The sequence below is a fragment of the Pseudoalteromonas sp. MSK9-3 genome (genome assembly GCF_003590335.1).
Lineage (GTDB): Bacteria > Pseudomonadota > Gammaproteobacteria > Enterobacterales > Alteromonadaceae > Pseudoalteromonas.
In genome coordinates this window covers 191,848-206,693 of the sequence record NZ_MIET01000027.1, presented here as the reverse complement: position 1 = coordinate 206,693, position 14,846 = coordinate 191,848, and the positions used below count along the sequence as shown (strand labels likewise).

Here is a 14,846-nt window from a genome sequence, read left to right as displayed (position 1 = left end):
CACGTATGCTACGGTTTTCATCATAATAAATGACAGACTAACTATTAATGATCTTCATTTACGATGTTTAAATTGTACTTAGGAATTTCAACCACAAGATCTTCATCTGTGATAATCGCCTGACACCCTAAACGTGACTCAGGTTCTAAGCCCCATGCTTTATCTAGCATGTCATCTTCTAATTCATCACTTTCATCTAATGAGTCAAACCCTTCACGTACAACAATGTGACAAGTAGTACATGCACATGACTTCTCACATGCATGGGGAATACTAATGCCATTTTTCAATGCCACGTTTAACACTGTTTCACCTTTAGGAGCTTCAATAGCTGCGCCTTCAGGACATAATTCTTCATGGGGTAAAAAGATGATTTGTGGCATATTACACCTCGTCTACAGACTGCCCTTGCAGTGCTTGTTTAATTGATACATCCATACGACGTGATGCAAATTCGCTACTTGCGGCATCAACATGTTCAATGGCACTTTTAATTTGATCCGGCAACGTTGCTTGCTCACGCGTGTTCGCCAGCTCCGTCATCGCTTCACGTAAATCAGCAAGTTCTTGCTCATTTAATAAATTACTGTCTGTTAGCAAAGAAGCTTCAAGGGCTTCAAGTACCCTGAGCGCCTCTACTTGCTGCTCTTTTAGCATTCGCGCTTGCATATCTTCTTTAGCGTTACTCATTGAGTCTTTAAGCATTTGAGCAACTTGATCATCCGATAAACCAAACGAAGGTTTAACTTGAATGTCAGCTTGGACACCGGTTGATTTTTCTGTGGCAGATACACTCAATAACCCATCCGCATCCACCTTAAACGTAACACGAATATGGGCAGCACCCGCAGCCATTGGCGGTATACCTTTTAAGCTAAATTTGGCCAGCGAACGACAATCATCAACCAGCTCTCGCTCACCTTGGAGTACATGCAACGACATCGCCGTTTGACCATCTTTGAAGGTCGTGAACTCTTGCGCTCTGGCAACTGGAATAGTGGTATTGCGCGGGATGATTTTCTCGACTAGGCCACCCATCGTTTCAAGACCGAGCGACAACGGCAATACGTCTAATAACAACATATCAGAGTCAGGCTTATTGCCAACTAAAATATCAGCTTGAATAGCTGCGCCTAATGCAACAACTCTATCTGGGTCGATAGTCGTTAATGGCTGTTTTGCAAAAAAGCTTTCCACGTTTTCACGAATAACCGGCATCCGTGTCGAGCCACCCACCATAACAACCTGCAGTACTTCTTCGTTAGTCACACCGGCATCTTTCACTGCACGGCGACAAGCACGTAGGGTTTTCTTCACCAGAGGCATAACAAGTTCAGCAAATTCGCCTTGGGTTACTGCCACGGTGTGAGTTTGTTCTCTAACATCCAATTTAACGTTAACTGTTTTATAACCGCTCAGCGCTTCTTTACATGCTTTGGCTTTATTCATGAACAAACGTAATTCATGGGCATCTAAATCATCGATTCCCACTTTTGACTTAAACAATGACACCAGCATGGAGTCAAAATCATCTCCGCCTAAACTTGAGTCACCGCCTGTGGCCAATACTTCAAAAACACCTTGGTTTAAGCGCAAAATAGAAATATCAAAGGTACCGCCACCTAAGTCATAAACCGCAATAACCCCTTCTTGGCCTGAGTCTAAACCATAGGCCACAGCGGCCGCAGTTGGCTCATTTAGCAATCTTAATACATTAAGTCCGGCAAGTTCAGCCGCGTCTTTGGTACTTTGACGTTGTGCATCATCAAAATAGGCAGGCACCGTGATCACCGCGCCCAAGATATCTTGGCCTGCAAAGCTTTCAACAGCACGTTGATTCAATGTTTTGAGTATTTCAGCCGATGCTTGAACTGGGTTCACTGCGCCTGCGATGGTATTAATCGCAACGTTACCGCTTTGCTCAATAAACTCATACGGTAACTGACCATAGCTTTGTTCGATTTCTGCTAACGTTTTGCCTAAAAAACGCTTTACTGAGATCAGGGTATTGGTTGGATCTTCAACAGAAGCTTGTTGCGCCTCTTGGCCAACAATGATCTGCTGCTGTTGATATCTAACCACAGAAGGTAACATGGCTACGCCAGATACATCCGTCAGTGTTTTAGCTTCGCCGCTTTGTACCGTCGCAACCAATGAATTGGTAGTTCCTAAGTCTATACCAATCGCGAGTTTATGTTCATGTGGTGCCGCGCTCTGCCCCGGCTCAGCAATTTGCAATAAGGCCATTATGCTCTTCACTTTGCAGCTCACCTTCGAAAAGGTCAGCCTGTAAGATTAATCAAATAAACTGTCTTCAATACGTGCGAGTTCATCACGTAATTTAAATACAAACTTGAGTTTACGAATATTATCAGCAGCTTCCAGTAACATACTTTCATCAGCTTCATCAGCTAATTGCGTAAATAACTGCGCACTGTACTGTTTGTCTAATGCGTCTATTTCAGCTTCGAAGTTTTCAATGGCTTGTTCAACATCAGTGCTATCTGCAAGCTCTGAGAGCGTTTCACGTAATTCCATTTGCTGCATTAAAAATAACGGATCTTGCAATGTTTGTTGCTCGGCTCGAATATCGACACCGCGCTCGCTAAGCATATATTCAGCACGTTTCAGTGGGTGTTTCAAAACAGCCAATGCATCGTTAATTTCAGCTGTTTTTTGCACTGCAAGTAGCTTTTCACGTTCACTCTTTCCTGCAAATTTATCAGGATGTATAACACGCTGTAAATCTAAATACTGTTTATTAATTTTAACTAAATCAACATTGTAGGCTACTGGAATATCAAACAACTCAAAGTAACGCATATCACTTATTCACTTATAAAAGGCTTTGCTAAAATACAATAAAGCCCCACCAAAGTAGGGCTCTATACCCAAAAAATATTTCTTCAGGTATGTTACATCCGTAAAACGAATAAGTTAAACGGTAAAGCTTTCTCCACAACCACATTCATCTTTCTGGTTAGGGTTAACGAATTTAAATCCTTCATTTAACCCTTCTTTTGTGTAGTCTAGTTCTGTGCCATCAATATATACTAAGCTCTTAGCATCAATAATGACCTTCACATCTTGGTGTTCGAAAACTTCATCACCTTCACTTAACTCATCAACAAATTCGAGTACATAAGCAAGACCTGAACAGCCCGTGGTTTTTATGCCAACACGCAAACCTAGCCCTTTGCCACGATTGTCTAAAAAGGTTCTAACTCGATCTGCTGCCGCGTCTGTTAATGTCACTGCCATAACTATTTACTCTTACTTAGCTTGTTTACTTTTGTAATCAGCAATTGCTGCTTGAATTGCATCTTCTGCTAGGATTGAACAGTGTATTTTCACTGGCGGTAATTCAAGTTCAGCAGTGATATCGGTATTTTTAATTTCAGCAGCTTCATCTAACGACTTGCCTTTAACCCACTCTGTTACCAATGACGAAGACGCAATGGCGCTACCACAACCATACGTTTTGAACTTAGCATCTTCAATAATACCACCATCAGATACTTTAATTTGCAATTTCATTACATCGCCACATGCTGGTGCGCCAACCATACCGGTTGCAACATTTGGATCATTTTTGTCTAAAGAGCCTACGTTGCGTGGGTTCTCTACGTGGTCAATTACTTTATCACTATACGCCATAATACTTTCCTCACTATATGCTCATAGCGTTGAGCTACAAGCAAAAATTGCTTAATGCTTAATGGTGTGCCCATTCAACGCTATCTAGGTCTATGCCCTCTTGGTGCATTTCCCAAAGCGGTGACATTTCACGTAGGCGGCCAATCGACTCTTTCATTAATTTGACGGTGTAGTCGATTTCTTCTTCTGTTGTGAAGCGGCCAATACTGAAACGAATTGAACTATGCGCTAGTTCGTCGTTGCGACCTAATGCTCTTAATACATATGAAGGCTCAAGGCTCGCTGAAGTACATGCTGATCCTGACGATACAGCAATGTCTTTAACTGCCATAAGCAAAGACTCGCCTTCAACAAAGTTAAAACTGATGTTTACAATGCCAGGTACAGACTGCTCAACACAGCCATTGAAGTACACTTCATCCATACCATCTTCACCCATAACACCATCAATCAAACGCTGACGAAGCGCACTGATGTGTGCATGGTCTTTTTCAAAATCTTGTTTTGCAATACGAAATGCCGTGCCCATTCCAACCAGCTGGTGTGTTGCCAAAGTACCTGAACGCATACCACGTTCATGACCACCACCATGCATTTGCGCTTCTAGACGAGCACGTGGCTTACGACGTACATAAAGTGCACCTACCCCTTTAGGGCCATAGGCTTTGTGACCCGAGAAAGACATAAAATCTACTTTCAACTCTTTCAGGTCAACTTTAACTTTACCTGCGCTTTGCGCACCATCAACATGGAACATGATCTTACGTTCACGACACATTTCACCAATCGTCGCGATGTCTTGAATAACACCAAGCTCGTTATTTACGTGCATAACACTCACCAAAATAGTGTCTTCACGCATTGTCGCTTCTAACTTTTTCAGGTCAAGCAAGCCATTTTCTTCAACTTCCATATAGGTTACTTCAAACCCTTGACGTTCAAGCTCACGACATGTATCAATCACGGCTTTGTGCTCTGTTTTTACAGTGATGACATGCTTACCTTTTTTCTGGTAAAAGTTTGCTGCACCTTTAATAGCCAGGTTATTTGACTCTGTTGCGCCAGAAGTGAATACAATTTCACGCGGGTCCGCGTTAATTAAATCAGCGATATCATTACGCGCTTGGTCAACAAGTTCTTCTGCCTGCCACCCAAAACGGTGCGAGCGAGATGCTGGGTTGCCAAAATTCCCTTCCATTGTCAGGCATTGCATCATTTCGTCGGCAACACGCTGATCAACCGGAGTGGTTGCTGCATAATCTAAATAAATCGGTAACTTCATTTGTTTCTCCGCTTGACGCCAACCTTAAAGTTGACAGCTCACTTGAATATTGTCTAATTGCTTCATCGCACTATTGACGCTGTTATCCTGACGTAATGCAACAGATTGCACCTCAGAATTTGCGACTAATTCGGCAAGGGAAATGTTTTTTAAAAAATCTTCGATACGCTGGCTTAAATCAGACCACAATGTGTGCGTTAAACAACGCATCCCACTTTGGCAACCGCCCCCTTCTCCATGACAACGTGTCGCGTCGACTGACTCATCAACGGCGTTTATCACGTCACCCACAGAAATTGCTTGCGCATCACGACCAAGTAAATAGCCGCCGCCCGGACCTCGTACTGAGCTCACTAACCCATGTTTACGTAATCGAGCGAATAATTGTTCAAGGTAAGATAAAGATATTTCCTGACGACCTGAAATATCAGCAAGAGGGACAGGGCCAGCTTTAGTATGCAACGCAACGTCTAACATTGCTGTTACCGCATATCTGCCTTTCGATGTTAATTTCATAAAGCCCCCGAGCTTAATTACCAAAGCGCAAATTTTAATTACCTGACTAAGATAGTCAAGTATTACTGACTTGTAATACCAGTCTAATCACAGATATTGCCCAAATACCCGACTAAACTACTCAAGTATTACCACATTGTAATTACCCGAGTAATTTAGTCAAGTATTATCTTGTGCAAATCGTGTTCGACCAAACAGCCTATTTACAATGGCTATTTTTGTGTCGATTTATTAATCGAGGTTAAAATACCGCGCAAAATATTAAGCTCTTGATCTTCTGGACGAGCGCGGTTAAATAAGCGTTTTAATTTGGTCATAACCATGCCAGGGTGCTGCTTTACAATGAAGTTAGTTTCATTGAGTGTACTTTCTAAATGCTCATAGAATAACGCCATTTGCTTAGCGCTTGGATAAACCGCGTCATCTTCTTCAACTTTGACTTCTTGCGTCGCCAAGAAGGCCATACGCGTTTCATACGTTAAAGTTTGTACTGCCATTGCTAAATTTAACGAACTATATTCAGGGTTTGCTGGAATACATACGTGGAAGTTACACAGTTGCAACTCTTCATTGGTTAAACCGCTATTTTCACGACCAAACACCAATGCGACAGGCCCCGTATTTGATTCTTTAACCAATTTTTCAGCACATTCTCGAGGGTCAACCATTGGCCATGACAATGTACGTGAACGTGCACTAGTGCCTATGGTTAATGCGCACCCATCAATTGCTTCAGATAAGGTATTTACCGTGGTTGCAGCACCGAGTACATCAGTGGCGCCCGCAGCTAGAGCACTCGCATGGCTATCAACTTCACAAGCTGGGTCAACCAAAAACAGTTTGGATAATCCCATCGTTTTCATCGCGCGTGCGACTGAACCAATATTGCCTGAGTGAGATGTATTTACTAATACAATGCGAATGTCTTCTAATGCCATCGTTATAAGCCCTGATAAAAATAATGCGGGAGTTTACCACAGCTTGCGAACAGCCCCATAGTAAAACCCGCAGTAAAAAAATTAGTTTAGAAAGATCAGTTGCGTATAAAAAACAACCAACTTAATTTCATAATTATTGTTTACTTTGTAGCAAAAGTCGCTAAAATACGCCGGCTTGAAATAATACTGTTCTTTTACAACCCAAAGGTAATGCTATGCATCCAATGTTAAACATTGCGGTACGCGCTGCGCGTAATGCAGGTAAAGTGATCTTACGTGCATGTGAAGATTTATCAAAAATCGAAGCTCAACAAAAAGGTAGCAACGATTTTGTTACGAACATCGACAAAGACGCTGAAGCGATCATCCGCGATACGATTTTAAAAGCTTTCCCTAACCACTCATTAGTCGGTGAAGAGTTAGGTGTAATTGAAGGCACTGATGCAGATTACCAATGGGTTATCGATCCACTTGATGGCACAACTAATTTCATCAAGGGCATTCCTCACTTTGCAGTATCAATTGCATTAAAAGTGAAAGGTCGTGTCGACCAAGCTGTTATTTATGATCCAATTCGCAGTGAGTTATTCACCGCTTCTCGTGGTCAAGGTGCTCAGCTAAACAATACCCGTATTCGTGTCACGAAAAGCAATGATATTGCAGGATCAGTATTAGCAACTGGTTTCCCATTCAGACAAAAACACCACTTAGATGCTTACACTGAAGCATTCAAAGCATTATTCATCCACACCGCTGACATCCGTCGCGCTGGTTCTCCTGCGTTAGATATGGCCTATGTTGCTGCAGGTCGTATTGATGGATTCTTCGAGTTAGGTCTAAAACCGTGGAACACAGCAGCTGGCGAGTTACTCGTTAAAGAAGCCGGTGGTATGGTTATGGACTTTGCAGGTGGTGCAGGTTACAACCAAAGTGGTAACGTCATTTGTGGTTCACCAAAACTTTGCCAACTTGTGGTAAAAGAAATTCGCCCAGTATTGACTGAATCATTACTGTGCTAATTTAATCTGTTTTTATAAAAGGAGGCACATGCCTCCTTTTTTCTTGCCTATATATTTGCTGTTAATGTCCATTTTATTAAAATAATAATTACTTCGGCACTTCAAAGTAGGGGTTCTGTAGTGAGATTTTTCTCGCATTATCCATAGGTAACGCATTAAGCTTGGCCGAGAAATAGCGCTCAAATAACACATCAAACTCACCGTTTTGCTGCATCAGTGCTAACCCTTTTTTCAGTGCAGTCGCTACCTCAGGTTTTTCCTTACTCACGAAGAAATAAAAAGCACTTGGGTACTGCAAATATAAATTAGGTAAAATCACTAAGTCGTCATTGTGTTGTTCGGCAAGCTCTGAGGCAACTTCAATAAAAGAACGTGGGAAATAATCTATTTTGCCTCTGGCAACCATCGCAAACATGGCTTGATATTTAGACATCGGCCTAACTGGCAAATCATTAAATGCGAGAATTTTTGTATCAGGCCAATCATGGCCTTGCACGGCGGTTAACTTAGCCAATTGCGCTTTGGTTTCTATTTTTTCAAACCTTGCTAAGTACATACGGTTTATCATCAAAGCCCGTTTACCAATAAACCCTTTAAACAACGGCACAGGAATCGCTATCGCCAATTGTTCTCGCTCTGGGCTGGTCATACTCCAATGTAAGTCAACTTCACCGCGACTCAACGCCATTAACGTACGCTGCTGATGAGGGTGCACTTCAATATGCTCTACTTTTACCTCAAATTGGGCTGCCAGTAACGCTTTATCAAGCAACTCATATAAGTATAAATCACGGTCATAAAGCGCACGCTGCTCTTTTGCAACGTATAAAGTTGATACCGCATAAGATGTACTAGCCCAACTACACAATAGGCACAGCCATATGAATTTACCCATATGCTCGCTCCAAGATTGTTTTCAATTAAGCTACACGTTCGCGACCCGTTACTCAAGAATTATCACTCGTACTCCACCAAAAGTCTAAACTCATAGCTCACACAGGTACACACTTCTTTGCTGATTTAATGACAGTGATTGTGTTTATTTTATACCAAGCACTCTTGCGCTTGACTCTTAATTCTAACGACAGGCGCAGCCGGCTTTCGTCGATTACACACAAATAAATAGCTATTGCGATAGCGCTTAGCCTCTTTCTTTGCATCTGTGGCGAGCGCTGCCACTTGATGGCTATTGTTACAGCTATCTAAATCAGGCCTTACTAGCCCAATCGATAGTGTCAATAATGGCACAAACTGCTTTTGCCCTTCTCGATTAGTCGCCCAATAGCCTCCCGCTTCCACATGCTCAGAGGTAAAAAATGCTTTAGACTGGAGTTCAAACTGATTAATGATTTGATGACATAAATGCTCCGCATCCGTACCGTCAAATACCACCATAAAATCGTCTCCGCCAATATGCCCCACGAAACACTTACTTTGACTACACACTTGAACTGTCACATCTGCCAATAACTTTATGACGCTATCACCACTGGCGTAGCCATACAGATCATTGAATTGTTTAAAGTGATTCAAATCCACATACGCCAAAGAAAAGTTATGATGCGCTCTTAGCCTTTGTTCTATCGCTTCATTTATCGCAACGTTACCCGGCAACATCGTCAATGGGTTTGCGTGTTGTGCATGGCGAATTTTTTCTTCTGTAATGTGTTTCAAAATATCTCGTAGTGGTGCTAAGCCAAGATACCGATCATCTCGAGTCACAATAATATGACGGCGAATGTCAAACTCTTGCTCTGTGATCTGCTGACTCACCACATCTAACTTTGCGTTCTCATTGACAATAAGGGGCTGCTTATCCATCAACTCCGTAACAGGCTTTTTCGCATACAAAGCGTGACCATAGGGGGCGGCGAATACTTCAGTTAATTGATCTCGATGTAGTAAACCAACTGGTTGCTGCTGGGCATCAATGACAGCCAAGCTCATCAGTAACTTATTCTGCTCAAAGCGTTTATGTGCATCTTTGCAACGCGTTGCTTGATCGATTGCACTTTCTATTTGTGCTAGTAACCCCACTGACATCGTCATTTCGCTGTAATCTCCTTGTGGCCGCAATTTTAATTGCATCACTTGTACTGCATCTAATATAATTGGAGGTTGATGCGCGGGTCTTGCAAGCAAAAACCCCTGTGCATGCTCAATCCCTAACTTTTCTAGTAAAGATAGCTCTTCTAATCGCTCAATCCCTTCCGCAATCACGGAGGTGTTGGTTACTTTTGCTAACTCAATTATCGATTTTAGGAATTCTCGCTTCACAATACTTTGGTCGCAATGGTCGATAAAGTAGCGATCAACTTTTACAAAATCAGGCCGTAGTTCAGACCATTGCTTTAACCCTGAATATCCGGCGCCTAAGTCATCAATGGCGATTTTAAAACCAAGCTGACGGTAATGTTCTATGGTTTTTAATAATAAAAATCCGTCATCGACTTTATCTTGTTCAGTGACCTCAATCACAACCCGGTTAGCTGCTAAACCATACTTTTCAACTAAATGCAGCGTCTCGCCTTTAGGGTGGCTTGGGTCGAGTAATGTATTTGGGCTCACATTTATAAAGAGCTTTCCTGGCAAGTCTTGTTCGACAAAGCGTGCAATGGCTTTTTCTCGGCAAAGTAATTCTAACTCTGAAAGCTTGCCATGAGCACTGGCAAGTGAAAAAAGGCGGTCGGGAAGTTCAAGATTGGATCCTGCAATACCTCGACTAAGCGCTTCAAAACCAAGTACATGTTGCTTGGCAATATCATAGATAGGTTGAAATAAAGTACGTACAGCGCCTTCGTGTAATAATTCTTCTAATGCTGCTAAGTCAAGCGAGGTGTTATTGGGCGCTTTGTCCACTGAATTCCGACCACATGATCAAGTAATAATCAAACACGCTATCAAGATTTTATGACGATTTTATTGCAACACGCCGAACTGTCCCTATAAAGCACTATTTTTATAAGGTGGTTATCCATAAAAAAAGCCAGTGTTCATACACTGGCTTCTTAACTTAAAATACCGACTCAATTACTCAGCATCTTCATAATCAATGTCATCATTTGCTGTTTTAAAGCCATGCTTGACGAGGACTTCAAGGTAAAATGATGGCTGCTCCAGTCGCGCTGCTTCATCAATACATTTATTAATTTCGTGGACTTTAATAACGTCTGCTTGAGATTCAGTGTGACCAAATCGACAATCAAAATCCCAATAATCAACACCTGCCGGTAATGTTTTATTGCGCTCACGACGAAGGTATTTTTTCACTTCGTATTTTATAGCGTCAACTAAACGTGCAGGTTTTAACTTAGGGTGCGTCAAAGCAAAAGTTTTTTTCATGATGATCTCTGTGTCAGGACAGCTATTACGTAAAATCTGCCGAGTTATAGAAGTTAGTCTATCTATTTTACTGTAATTTATGGATGGTAGCGAATACTAAAGTAGCTTTATCTGCATACAATGCTACTTTGTGCAGTAATTCAGTGCTCACACTGTCAGTCACCCGTTTCTGTACCTAAAAACCAATCAGTGCACGCATAGTAAGTGATACCTCGTTGCTGCGCAGCAGAGAGTAACAGCACACCCACTTCCAACAAAATATCTATTGCAGTTCATTGCCAGTTGCGTAGACTCAGTAATACATCAAGCACACAAAGTGACTATTATGCCAGGACTCCCCGCAGCCAGAATTACAGATATGCATGTTTGCCCTATGGTAACTGGGGTCGTTCCTCACGTAGGCGGCCCAATATCAGGTCCTAGCGTCGTAAATGTCCTCATCGGTAGTCTGCCTGCAGCTGTAGTGGGTGATTTAGCCGTGTGTGTTGGGCCACCAGATAGCATAGTAAAAGGCAGTGTGACTGTGCTTATAAGTGGTCGACCGGCGGTACGAATGGGAGATATGACCAGTCACGGCGGTAATATAGTGCTAGGCATGCCCAATGTGCTGATAGGCTAGTCTCAATAATAAAGGCAGTCACATTGTCACTGCCTTATTTATCATTAAAAGCCTAAAGAAAGATTTTCATACTCTTTTAACGGGAAGCCTTTCATAGTGCCATGCCTGTCGAGCCATTCAACAAGGATTTTCATCCACTGATAGCCTAATTTAAAGTTCCATATCGGATTAAACAAGGGTACGTACTGCATTTGCACCAATTGCGCCCGTAATGTTCGTACATCTTGCTCACTTTCCATGATCCAAATACGCCCATCAGGAAAATAAACTACGGCTTCATAATCGAGCTCATCTACCATAGGCCGTCCAGCTTCATCACTGTGGTGCACGACCCATCCTCCGCTGCCTGCTTTCATACAACCGGCATTGACGCGCACGGCAATTTCTTCCAGTAACAAAGATAAATTGCCAGTATGGGCACCTTCTTGACGACCATACTCCTCATATGTGCGAATAAATGTATCGCTTCCATCTACGTCACGTTGTAAGAAGTTATCTTTTTTACCATTGGTTGCAGCACGCACGACTTGTCGTTCTTCTTCAGAAAAAAAGCGCTCCTTTGGAAAAACGCCCCACAAGTCATAGTCGCCGGTTTGCACCCCTTTAAAGTTCGATGGGGCTTTTGCGCCATACCCTAATGGATTTGTTAATCCACATAACTGAACATAGGTTTGACCTGTTTCAAGTGTCACACCCTGTTTTCGTGCATCAGCACACGCTTGCACCAGTTCATTATCTGGCCCGTAACATACTGCCCAGTCACTGCTGCTAGGGTTGTATGCTCTAGAACCTTGTTGTAACGACGCCACCTTAATCAAAACAAAGGTATGATGCTGACCATCTTTTGCCGCTGCCGTGATAGTGTACATATCGTCACTGACTTTTTGCTGCTTATAGTGCTTTTTTGCTCTGAGCATCAATGCTGGTAAGCCGTTCCGGCGAGTTTCTGAAATATAAAGTGGAATGGCCATTGCGCCATATTTATTAATCGCCTCCGCGACTTTATTTTCTTGCCACCCGACAGCCTTGCCTCCTGTGCCCTTCTTCCCCAGCGCAGGATCAGCCAAAACAAACCCCGCCATCGGTCCCCAGTCACACGATTTGGCTTTTACATGATACCCTTTGGTCGCATACCCTTCATTTATCAATTGCGTCGCATATATACCCACCGCACGTGTCGACACGACGCTGTTTGTTTCTTCTGCAACTTTCGCAAATACCGCAGAATGCGCCTGAGGGATCCCGGCTAATAATTCCGCATTTTCGATGCCATTTTTCACAGCAGCTCCTTAGTAATACGTGAGAATTGTTGTTATAAAGATCAGTGTGCTCAATATCGGCCAAAACCACACACCTGCAATTTTTTTGTAAAATCTAGCGTCGCCGCCTACGGCTTCCGCCTTATAATATTTATGCGCAATGTACATAAATACCGACGCTAATAAGTACAATAAAAAGTAAAATATCTCGAAGTACACGACCTCATCTATCTGTAAATGTTCGCGAATACTGTAATGTGCCAACAATATGGTAAATACCACGGCGGTAATGTTATTTCGTAAGTCGCCATAAGGCGTATATGCCATGCTGACAATACAGGCATACAATAGGCACACCATCACCATGACCGGCAATAATGTCGTCACAAATGGTCCTAAAAACTCTCGCTCTATATTAATGCTGTAATTGAGCTCAGGACTAATATCCTGATTAACAAAGCTATCCATACCAAAGTTGGTGTTATAGTTTTGGAACGTGTACTTGTAATAACTTTGTTTTAAACGCCACTCTTCCAAAACAATGTCTGCTGCCATCGCTGGGTTATCCATTTTCCCTAACTTTTCATAGGCTTCTAAATCTGGGACTAATACGATATTACTGCCTAAATCTGCACTGTTTAATCGCAGTACAATATTCTTGTGGTCAAAGGGGTATTTCGAATAATCAAATTGCTGACGCGTTTCTATAGAAAAATACCACCCCACCACGAGACCACCGTCTTGCAGTTCTTTTCTGTATTGCTCGGTGATTGTCGATTCTATCGCTTCATTAAATTTCACCTGCGGGAGGATCACAGCGCGCTGCTTGGCCGTCAACTTTTGCCATACTAGCCCAGTTAAATGAACGTTATTGGCATTCACAAACTCAATGGATTCAACATAAATACCCGTTGCCACATAATTAGGTTCTGCGATACGCATCTGCAACATACGATTACGGTAGCTCGTTTCCAGTGCTTCTCGTTGAGCGGTAGACGTGATCACTACCGTACTCGGCTCTTCAATGGTGTTAAAGCTTCTTGCGAACTCTAGTACCATGACAGTACTCAATATCAACAACAACGAAATAGACACATTATTCTGCGCCCAACTTATCTTTTGCTGACGAGTCCAAAGTAAGATGGCAAAAATGAACGCCGCAGCATAACATCCAACAGCCACAATATTCATTTGTCGTCTTGCATCCTTGTCCATTTCGAACATATCTGCCGACATTCTGGTGATCAATATCCAATCAGTATATGGAATTTTAGTACAAGCAGCATAGTGCTCGTCATTGTCCATTATTTCACCATTAAAAAAGAGATAATCAAGATCATCATCAAAGCATTGTCCGATCTTATTTAAGAATTTAAACTCTGGCTTTTGCGATAGGCTGGTCACACTTTCCCCTTCTCTCACATAAGCAAAAACAGGGTGAGAAATGAGGTTTTGCTGCTTCGAAAAAATAATGCCATATCCCCCTAAGCCAAACTTCAGCTTTTTCAACGATGTGGTTAAATGATCCAAAGACACATCAGAAGGAATAACGCCCAGTGGCGCGGCATTACTATTTTTCGCGGCCAACGAGTCATAAAACGGCACAGAGTAAGTACTCATCAGTACGTTATTTTGAGGCTCGTAATATGGCTCGGTCCAAATAGGCCCTTCTTTCAAAGGTCGATGATACCAACTAAACTCCACATCGGGTTTGTCATAATCGACCAAGTCGAACTTTTTATCTGGCCCAGATAAACGCTCATAATAAGGACTAAAATAACGCGTATAACGGTCAAATTTATATGGGTGAAATGTCACATTGAGTGAGAATATGTCTTCGTTATTATAAAATGTTTCCGCGAGTAACTGAGGCGCATGCTGTTTATCCTCAAGTGCAGTGATACGTTCAGCAAATGCGTCAACTGCCTGCATCGTCGTAACTAATTTACTCCCCATCTGCTGTGATGCAGAGTGGGTTTGCTGCTGGACTTGTGCTCTTATTTCAGATTGGAAGCGATTATATTTTTGATAAATAATAAAACTGCTATACGCCGCACTGAGTATACTAAACACCATCAAAAACCATAAAATAGGTATGGCTAACTGATCACCGAGCTTTTTTGCTACTTCAACACTTTTATGATTACTAATAGTCATCGCTTACTTTCATTTAAAATTAATTATACGCCATAACAGGCCGTTCCAGCCCCAGTG

Annotated in this window: 15 protein-coding genes; 2 read left to right on the top strand and 13 right to left on the bottom strand. The window is 42.3% G+C overall.

Annotated elements, in window-relative coordinates:
• Window positions 1-44: 44 nt before the first annotated feature.
• The 8 genes from fdx to trmJ form a co-directional block, all read right to left on the bottom strand.
• Window positions 45-383, bottom strand: a complete 339-nt coding sequence (gene fdx, locus BGP78_RS12210; RefSeq protein ID WP_010362769.1) for an ISC system 2Fe-2S type ferredoxin — start codon at window positions 381-383, stop codon at window positions 45-47.
• 1 nt (window position 384) lies between these two features.
• The gene (gene hscA, locus BGP78_RS12205; protein WP_119861625.1) at window positions 385-2,247 is read right to left on the bottom strand and encodes a Fe-S protein assembly chaperone HscA; all 1,863 of its coding nucleotides are present in this window, start codon (window positions 2,245-2,247) and stop codon (window positions 385-387) included.
• A gap of 48 nt (window positions 2,248-2,295) precedes the next feature.
• Entirely contained in the window at window positions 2,296-2,823 is a 528-nt protein-coding gene (hscB, locus tag BGP78_RS12200; RefSeq protein ID WP_119861624.1) for a co-chaperone HscB, read from the bottom strand.
• A gap of 114 nt (window positions 2,824-2,937) precedes the next feature.
• Window positions 2,938-3,261: an iron-sulfur cluster assembly protein IscA gene (gene iscA, locus BGP78_RS12195; protein ID WP_119861623.1), complete on the bottom strand. Its 324-nt coding sequence runs from the start codon at window positions 3,259-3,261 to the stop codon at window positions 2,938-2,940.
• A gap of 12 nt (window positions 3,262-3,273) precedes the next feature.
• A complete protein-coding gene (gene iscU, locus BGP78_RS12190; protein WP_010362765.1) occupies window positions 3,274-3,657 on the bottom strand; it encodes a Fe-S cluster assembly scaffold IscU in 384 nt (127 codons plus the stop codon).
• 58 nt (window positions 3,658-3,715) lie between these two features.
• Window positions 3,716-4,939, bottom strand: coding sequence for an IscS subfamily cysteine desulfurase (locus BGP78_RS12185; protein ID WP_010362764.1), 1,224 nt, complete (start codon window positions 4,937-4,939; stop codon window positions 3,716-3,718).
• Between the two features lie 24 nt (window positions 4,940-4,963).
• The gene (iscR, locus tag BGP78_RS12180) at window positions 4,964-5,455 is read right to left on the bottom strand and encodes a Fe-S cluster assembly transcriptional regulator IscR (protein WP_010362763.1); all 492 of its coding nucleotides are present in this window, start codon (window positions 5,453-5,455) and stop codon (window positions 4,964-4,966) included.
• Window positions 5,456-5,667: 212 nt separating this feature from the next.
• Entirely contained in the window at window positions 5,668-6,393 is a 726-nt protein-coding gene (trmJ, locus tag BGP78_RS12175) for a tRNA (cytosine(32)/uridine(32)-2'-O)-methyltransferase TrmJ (protein WP_119861622.1), read from the bottom strand.
• A 215-nt stretch (window positions 6,394-6,608) separates the two neighbouring features.
• Between trmJ and suhB the strand changes: the two genes are divergently transcribed.
• Window positions 6,609-7,412, top strand: coding sequence for an inositol-1-monophosphatase (gene suhB / locus BGP78_RS12170; RefSeq protein WP_119861621.1), 804 nt, complete (start codon window positions 6,609-6,611; stop codon window positions 7,410-7,412).
• An 88-nt stretch (window positions 7,413-7,500) separates the two neighbouring features.
• Here suhB and BGP78_RS12165 read toward each other — a convergent pair whose 3' ends face one another.
• The 3 genes from BGP78_RS12165 to BGP78_RS12155 all read right to left on the bottom strand — a co-directional run bounded on the left by BGP78_RS12165 (window position 7,501) and on the right by BGP78_RS12155 (window position 10,754).
• Window positions 7,501-8,307: an ABC transporter substrate-binding protein gene (locus BGP78_RS12165; RefSeq protein WP_119861620.1), complete on the bottom strand. Its 807-nt coding sequence runs from the start codon at window positions 8,305-8,307 to the stop codon at window positions 7,501-7,503.
• A 149-nt stretch (window positions 8,308-8,456) separates the two neighbouring features.
• Window positions 8,457-10,271: a GGDEF domain-containing protein gene (locus BGP78_RS12160; RefSeq protein WP_119861619.1), complete on the bottom strand. Its 1,815-nt coding sequence runs from the start codon at window positions 10,269-10,271 to the stop codon at window positions 8,457-8,459.
• A gap of 171 nt (window positions 10,272-10,442) precedes the next feature.
• Complete coding sequence (locus BGP78_RS12155) at window positions 10,443-10,754, bottom strand: DUF6172 family protein (protein ID WP_119861618.1); 312 nt, start codon at window positions 10,752-10,754, stop codon at window positions 10,443-10,445.
• A 325-nt stretch (window positions 10,755-11,079) separates the two neighbouring features.
• On the opposite strand from BGP78_RS12155, the gene BGP78_RS12150 reads away from it, so the two are divergent.
• Window positions 11,080-11,373, top strand: a complete 294-nt coding sequence (locus BGP78_RS12150; protein WP_119861617.1) for a PAAR domain-containing protein — start codon at window positions 11,080-11,082, stop codon at window positions 11,371-11,373.
• A 44-nt stretch (window positions 11,374-11,417) separates the two neighbouring features.
• Here BGP78_RS12150 and BGP78_RS12145 read toward each other — a convergent pair whose 3' ends face one another.
• Together BGP78_RS12145 and BGP78_RS12140 are read right to left on the bottom strand one after the other, a co-directional pair.
• Window positions 11,418-12,653 (bottom strand): anthrax toxin-like adenylyl cyclase domain-containing protein, encoded by a 1,236-nt coding sequence (locus tag BGP78_RS12145; protein WP_119861616.1) that lies wholly within the window; start codon window positions 12,651-12,653, stop codon window positions 11,418-11,420.
• Window positions 12,654-12,662: 9 nt separating this feature from the next.
• Window positions 12,663-14,789: a hypothetical protein gene (locus tag BGP78_RS12140; RefSeq protein ID WP_119861615.1), complete on the bottom strand. Its 2,127-nt coding sequence runs from the start codon at window positions 14,787-14,789 to the stop codon at window positions 12,663-12,665.
• Window positions 14,790-14,846: the final 57 nt, after the last annotated feature.

What these genes read in the sequence shown, in the direction of transcription:
- fdx (WP_010362769.1), bottom strand. Translation starts at nt 383, where the DNA reads ATGCCACAAATCATCTTTTTACCCCATGAAGAATTATGTCCTGAAGGC.
- hscA (WP_119861625.1), bottom strand. Translation starts at nt 2,247, where the DNA reads ATGGCCTTATTGCAAATTGCTGAGCCGGGGCAGAGCGCGGCACCACAT.
- hscB (WP_119861624.1), bottom strand. Translation starts at nt 2,823, where the DNA reads ATGCGTTACTTTGAGTTGTTTGATATTCCAGTAGCCTACAATGTTGAT.
- iscA (WP_119861623.1), bottom strand. Translation starts at nt 3,261, where the DNA reads ATGGCAGTGACATTAACAGACGCGGCAGCAGATCGAGTTAGAACCTTT.
- iscU (WP_010362765.1), bottom strand. Translation starts at nt 3,657, where the DNA reads ATGGCGTATAGTGATAAAGTAATTGACCACGTAGAGAACCCACGCAAC.
- BGP78_RS12185 (WP_010362764.1), bottom strand. Translation starts at nt 4,939, where the DNA reads ATGAAGTTACCGATTTATTTAGATTATGCAGCAACCACTCCGGTTGAT.
- iscR (WP_010362763.1), bottom strand. Translation starts at nt 5,455, where the DNA reads ATGAAATTAACATCGAAAGGCAGATATGCGGTAACAGCAATGTTAGAC.
- trmJ (WP_119861622.1), bottom strand. Translation starts at nt 6,393, where the DNA reads ATGGCATTAGAAGACATTCGCATTGTATTAGTAAATACATCTCACTCA.
- suhB (WP_119861621.1), top strand. Translation starts at nt 6,609, where the DNA reads ATGCATCCAATGTTAAACATTGCGGTACGCGCTGCGCGTAATGCAGGT.
- BGP78_RS12165 (WP_119861620.1), bottom strand. Translation starts at nt 8,307, where the DNA reads ATGGGTAAATTCATATGGCTGTGCCTATTGTGTAGTTGGGCTAGTACA.
- BGP78_RS12155 (WP_119861618.1), bottom strand. Translation starts at nt 10,754, where the DNA reads ATGAAAAAAACTTTTGCTTTGACGCACCCTAAGTTAAAACCTGCACGT.
- BGP78_RS12150 (WP_119861617.1), top strand. Translation starts at nt 11,080, where the DNA reads ATGCCAGGACTCCCCGCAGCCAGAATTACAGATATGCATGTTTGCCCT.
- BGP78_RS12140 (WP_119861615.1), bottom strand. Translation starts at nt 14,789, where the DNA reads ATGACTATTAGTAATCATAAAAGTGTTGAAGTAGCAAAAAAGCTCGGT.